Below are 4,047 nucleotides of genomic sequence, written 5' to 3'. Positions count from 1 at the left end.
GCATGCGGATTCAAGCGGCGTCTTCAGGCTCGCTGTCTTGGCTGGACAGGTCTTTCAGCAGCTGAAAGATCTCTCGGTACGCACGCGGTGGCTTGCTTGCATCCCGCTCGCTGCGCGCCTGACGAATCAATGAGCGCAGGTGTTGGCGATCCACGCCCGGGTGTTTGGCGATGAGTTCGCCCAGCGCGACATCGTCATCATCGGCAATCAAACGATCGCGCATCGCTTCAAGGCGATGCATTGCCGCGGTTTCCTGGCGCTGGCGCTCGCGATTCTCGCCCAGGGCGGCACGCACGCCGTCGAAGACGCTGTCTTCGTGCCGGCGCATGACCTTGGCTAAAAACGCCAGCTGCCGCTTGTGTGCGATATGCGCGGTGATGCGCCGTGTCTGGTCGATTTCGCGGCGCACGTCATCGGGTAATTCCAGCCTGGCCAGCTTGCTGGCGGGTAGTTCGACCAGTTGCGTCGCCAGCGCGAGCACCGCGAGTGCATCGCGTCGCTGCTGGGTACGGCTGGGGCCGTAATCGTGGTCATTGTCTTCGGTGTAGGTACGATTCACAGGGGTGTCCAAAAATTAGATCGGCCGAACAAGATCCAGCGCTTCAGTCCGCGTGCTCGAGTGCAAAACGCGGGATCGGCTCGCCATTGAGCGTGACCGTCTCGCAAAACATCGCTGCCGGGCGTACCCACAAGCCCATGTCGCCGTACAGCGCTTGATAGACCACGTGCGGCTCCAGCGTTTCACTGTGTCGGGCGGTGCCCAGCACGCGATAGCGCTGGCCTTTGTAATGACGGTAGATGCCAGCGATCGGCTGCATGTTGACCTCGGCACGGTGCGTGCTTTGCAATCGGCCATGTTGCCCCCATCTTGGGGGCCGTGGCGGCTCGGACCGCACATTCTACCGTACTCTTCAGTTCGTACTTTTTAACCCGCATTTTTCAGCCCCCTCTTGATCAGGAAGCCGCCTCACGTGAGCGATCTAGCCAGCACCCAAGACCGCAGCCACCAAGAACTCGACCGTTTGGCCGGGTTGGCCGAGGAGGTGATCCGCCGCGCGCGCGCGGCCGGTGCCAGCCAGGCTGAGGTTTCGGCCAGTATCGACACCGGCTTGAACGTCAATGTGCGGCTGGGTGAGGTGGAGACGGTCGAGCACTCGCACGACCGTGGTTTTGGACTGACCGTGTACTTCGGGCAGCGCAAGGGCTCGGCCAGTACGGCCGACCTCAACCCCGATTCGATCCAGGCCACTCTGGAGCAGGCTTGTGCGATTGCCCGTTTCACCGAAGAAGATCCCGCCGCTGGCCTGGCAGATGCCGATCGCATGGCTACGGTGTTCCCGGACCTGGATCTGTGGCACCCATGGCAGATCGACACGGCGCAGGCGATTGCCCTGGGTATCGAGATCGAGGATGCCGGCCGTGCTCATGCGGGCATTATCAACTCCGATGGTGCCGGCGTGCAGATGGGCCAAGGCCTGTCGGTGTATGCAAACTCGCATGGCTTTGTCGGGCGTGAGCGCGCGACCCGGCATTCGTTGTCGCTGGCGCTGATTGCCGAGGATGACAACGGCATGCAGCGCGATTACTGGTACGACAGCGTGCGTTCGGCCGCTGATTTCATCAGCGCGCGTGCGCTGGGCGACAAGGCTGCTGAGCGCACTTTGTCGCGGTTGCAAGCGCGGGGTTTGTCCACGCGGCAGTGCCCGGTGCTGTTTGCTCCGGAGGTCGCCCGCGGCCTGATCGGGCATTTGGTCAGTGCGGTGAGTGGCGGCTCGCTATACCGCCGTGCCAGCTTTCTGCTCGATCACGCCGGTAAGCAGATCATGCCGGCGTGGTTGGACATTACCGAGCAACCCCTGCTGCCACGCGGCCATGGTTCCAGCGCGTTTGATGCCGAAGGCGTGACCACGCGGGCCAGCGCCTTGATCCAGTGCGGTGTGTTGCAGCGATATGTGATGGGCAGTTACTCCGCGCGCAAGCTGGGCCTGCAATCGACCGGCAATGCCGGCGGTATCCACAACTTGATCGTGACCCCGAATGAGGGTGATTTCGCCGACATGCTTAAGCGATTGGGTACCGGGCTGCTGGTGACCGAAGTGATGGGGCAGGGCGTATCTACGGTCACCGGCGACTATTCGCGCGGGGCTTCCGGCTTCTGGGTCGAACATGGCCAGATTGCCTATCCCGTTGAGGAAATCACCATTGCGGCGAATTTGCGCGATATGTTCGCCGGTATCGTTGCCGTCGGCGCCGACGTGGACCCACGGTCGCATATCCTCACCGGTTCGATCTTGTTGGAACGGATGACGGTAGCCGGCGAATAGCCCGGGCGGATAAGCCCACCGCGAGCGGGTGACCCGCTCGCGGTAGGGCCCTGGATGCCTATGGCACAAGGCATCTGCCCTCCATGGCGCCAGCTTGCTAGCATCTACGGCGCCGGCATATGGCCGGTGTTTCGAGTGATGGGGAAAAGCGCATGAGCACTCCGCCTGAATCCGTCGTTCCGCCGTCGTCGTCCGAGACCCCTCCAGCCCCCACCGACGCGCCCAGTGCCGAAGAACGCCAGTGGGCCTTGTTCGCCCACTTGTCGGCGTTGGCAGGATGTCTGCTTACCGGTGCCTGGTTCGGTTGGGGCTGTTTTATCGGGCCGCTGATCATCTGGCTGGTGAAGAAGGAAACCATGCCTTTTGTAGCCGACCAGGCCAAGGAAGCGCTGAACTTCAATATCACCTTCGCCATCATCGGCGCCGGCTTATTGCTGCTGTCGATCCTGACCCTGGGGCTTGGGCTGTTGCTGGCGATCCCGGTAGGCATCGTGGTGGGTATCGCCTGGCTGGTGCTGACCATCATGGCGGCGATCAAGGCCAATGAGGGCGAGCGCTATCGTTATCCCTTTACTTTGCGCTTGATCGGTTGAGTTTTCCATTTACCGGCTGGTTATGATTCGGGTGCGCGGTTACACTCCGCCGACTTTATTTGCGGCTCGTGGCGCAACATGCTGCGATGTCATGCGCCTGGTTTTGGGGGCTACAAACTAAGGTTATGCGCCCGGACCAGGCAATAAAGCCTGGCCGGTATTCACTGTTGAAACTAAGGAGGGTGGTCCGATGGGCTTTTTCGACTGGTACTTAAAGTGTGTCAAACAGCATTACGCGGACTTTGAAGGGCGTGCACGTCGCCAGGAATACTGGATGTTCACCCTGGTCAACATCATTATCTCGGTCGTTTTGGTGGGCATTTTCTCGGCCATCAAGCTACCGTTCGTGGCTAATCTTTATAGCCTTGCCGTGTTGGTTCCCTCGATCGCCGTAGGCGTGCGCCGAATGCACGATATCGGCAAGAGCGGCTGGTGGTTGTTGATTGCGCTGATCCCGCTGATCGGCGCTATCTGGGCAATCGTCTTGCTGGCTACCGAAGGTAACAAGGGCTCGAATCAGTACGGTGCCGACCCGAAGGACGCAACCGCCTAAGCGGATGCTCCAATGTTAGCGAAAGGGCAGCGCAAGCTGCCCTTTTTTATGGCCGCTATGTGCACCAAGGGCGGCCTTGAACCGGCGCTAGTGGTGGCGGCCAGCGGCGTAGCGGGCCAGTTCTTGCAGCAATTCACCACGCGCACCCAGTGGGGCAATGGCGTCCAGCGCTTCGCCGGTGAGGTCGGCCAGGCGGGCGCGCGAGGCGTCCAGGCCGATGATCGAAGGAAAGGTGGGCTTGTCGGCCGCGGCATCTTTGCCGGCGGTTTTGCCGATCACCGCCGATTCGCCTTCGACATCGAGAATGTCGTCGCGCACCTGGAAGGCCAGGCCGACAGCGTGGCCGTAGCGATCCAGTGCATCCAAGGTAGCTTGCTCCGCGTTGGCGGTCAGCGCGCCGAGCCGTATGCAGGCGCGGATCAACGCCCCGGTCTTGTAGGCGTGCATGCGTTCAAGCTCAGCCAGGCTGAGCTTGTGGCCGACGGCGGCCAGGTCCAGTGCCTGTCCACCCGCCATGCCCTCCGCACCGCAAGCACGGCCGAGCACGCGCAGCATTTCCACGCTGTTGGCGGCATGC

General features: G+C 61.7%; 6 protein-coding genes. 3 read left to right on the top strand and 3 right to left on the bottom strand.

Annotated elements, in window-relative coordinates:
• Window positions 1–10: 10 nt before the first annotated feature.
• Entirely contained in the window at window positions 11–559 is a 549-nt protein-coding gene (gene yjgA, locus OUZ52_RS22400; RefSeq protein ID WP_266160818.1) for a ribosome biogenesis factor YjgA, read from the bottom strand.
• A gap of 43 nt (window positions 560–602) precedes the next feature.
• Window positions 603–818 (bottom strand): DUF1653 domain-containing protein, encoded by a 216-nt coding sequence (locus tag OUZ52_RS22395; RefSeq protein WP_266160817.1) that lies wholly within the window; start codon window positions 816–818, stop codon window positions 603–605.
• A 153-nt stretch (window positions 819–971) separates the two neighbouring features.
• On the opposite strand from OUZ52_RS22395, the gene pmbA reads away from it, so the two are divergent.
• The 3 genes from pmbA to OUZ52_RS22380 all read left to right on the top strand — a co-directional run bounded on the left by pmbA (window position 972) and on the right by OUZ52_RS22380 (window position 3,470).
• Window positions 972–2,324, top strand: coding sequence for a metalloprotease PmbA (pmbA, locus tag OUZ52_RS22390; RefSeq protein ID WP_266160816.1), 1,353 nt, complete (start codon window positions 972–974; stop codon window positions 2,322–2,324).
• Window positions 2,325–2,476: 152 nt separating this feature from the next.
• Entirely contained in the window at window positions 2,477–2,917 is a 441-nt protein-coding gene (locus tag OUZ52_RS22385; RefSeq protein ID WP_266160815.1) for a DUF4870 domain-containing protein, read from the top strand.
• Between the two features lie 190 nt (window positions 2,918–3,107).
• Window positions 3,108–3,470: a DUF805 domain-containing protein gene (locus tag OUZ52_RS22380; protein ID WP_266160814.1), complete on the top strand. Its 363-nt coding sequence runs from the start codon at window positions 3,108–3,110 to the stop codon at window positions 3,468–3,470.
• A gap of 87 nt (window positions 3,471–3,557) precedes the next feature.
• Here the strand turns inward: OUZ52_RS22380 and OUZ52_RS22375 are convergent.
• On the bottom strand, window positions 3,558–4,047 hold a 490-nt coding region (locus OUZ52_RS22375), incomplete at its 5' end, for a polyprenyl synthetase family protein (RefSeq protein WP_266160813.1).

Source organism: Dyella silvatica (assembly GCF_026283955.1).
In the GTDB taxonomy this organism is placed as follows: Bacteria; Pseudomonadota; Gammaproteobacteria; order Xanthomonadales; family Rhodanobacteraceae; genus Dyella_C; species Dyella_C silvatica.
This window is presented reverse-complemented; position numbering and strand designations above follow the sequence as displayed.

What these genes read in the sequence shown, in the direction of transcription:
- OUZ52_RS22395 (WP_266160817.1), bottom strand. Translation starts at nt 818, where the DNA reads ATGCAGCCGATCGCTGGCATCTACCGTCATTACAAAGGCCAGCGCTAT.
- OUZ52_RS22380 (WP_266160814.1), top strand. Translation starts at nt 3,108, where the DNA reads ATGGGCTTTTTCGACTGGTACTTAAAGTGTGTCAAACAGCATTACGCG.
- OUZ52_RS22385 (WP_266160815.1), top strand. Translation starts at nt 2,477, where the DNA reads ATGAGCACTCCGCCTGAATCCGTCGTTCCGCCGTCGTCGTCCGAGACC.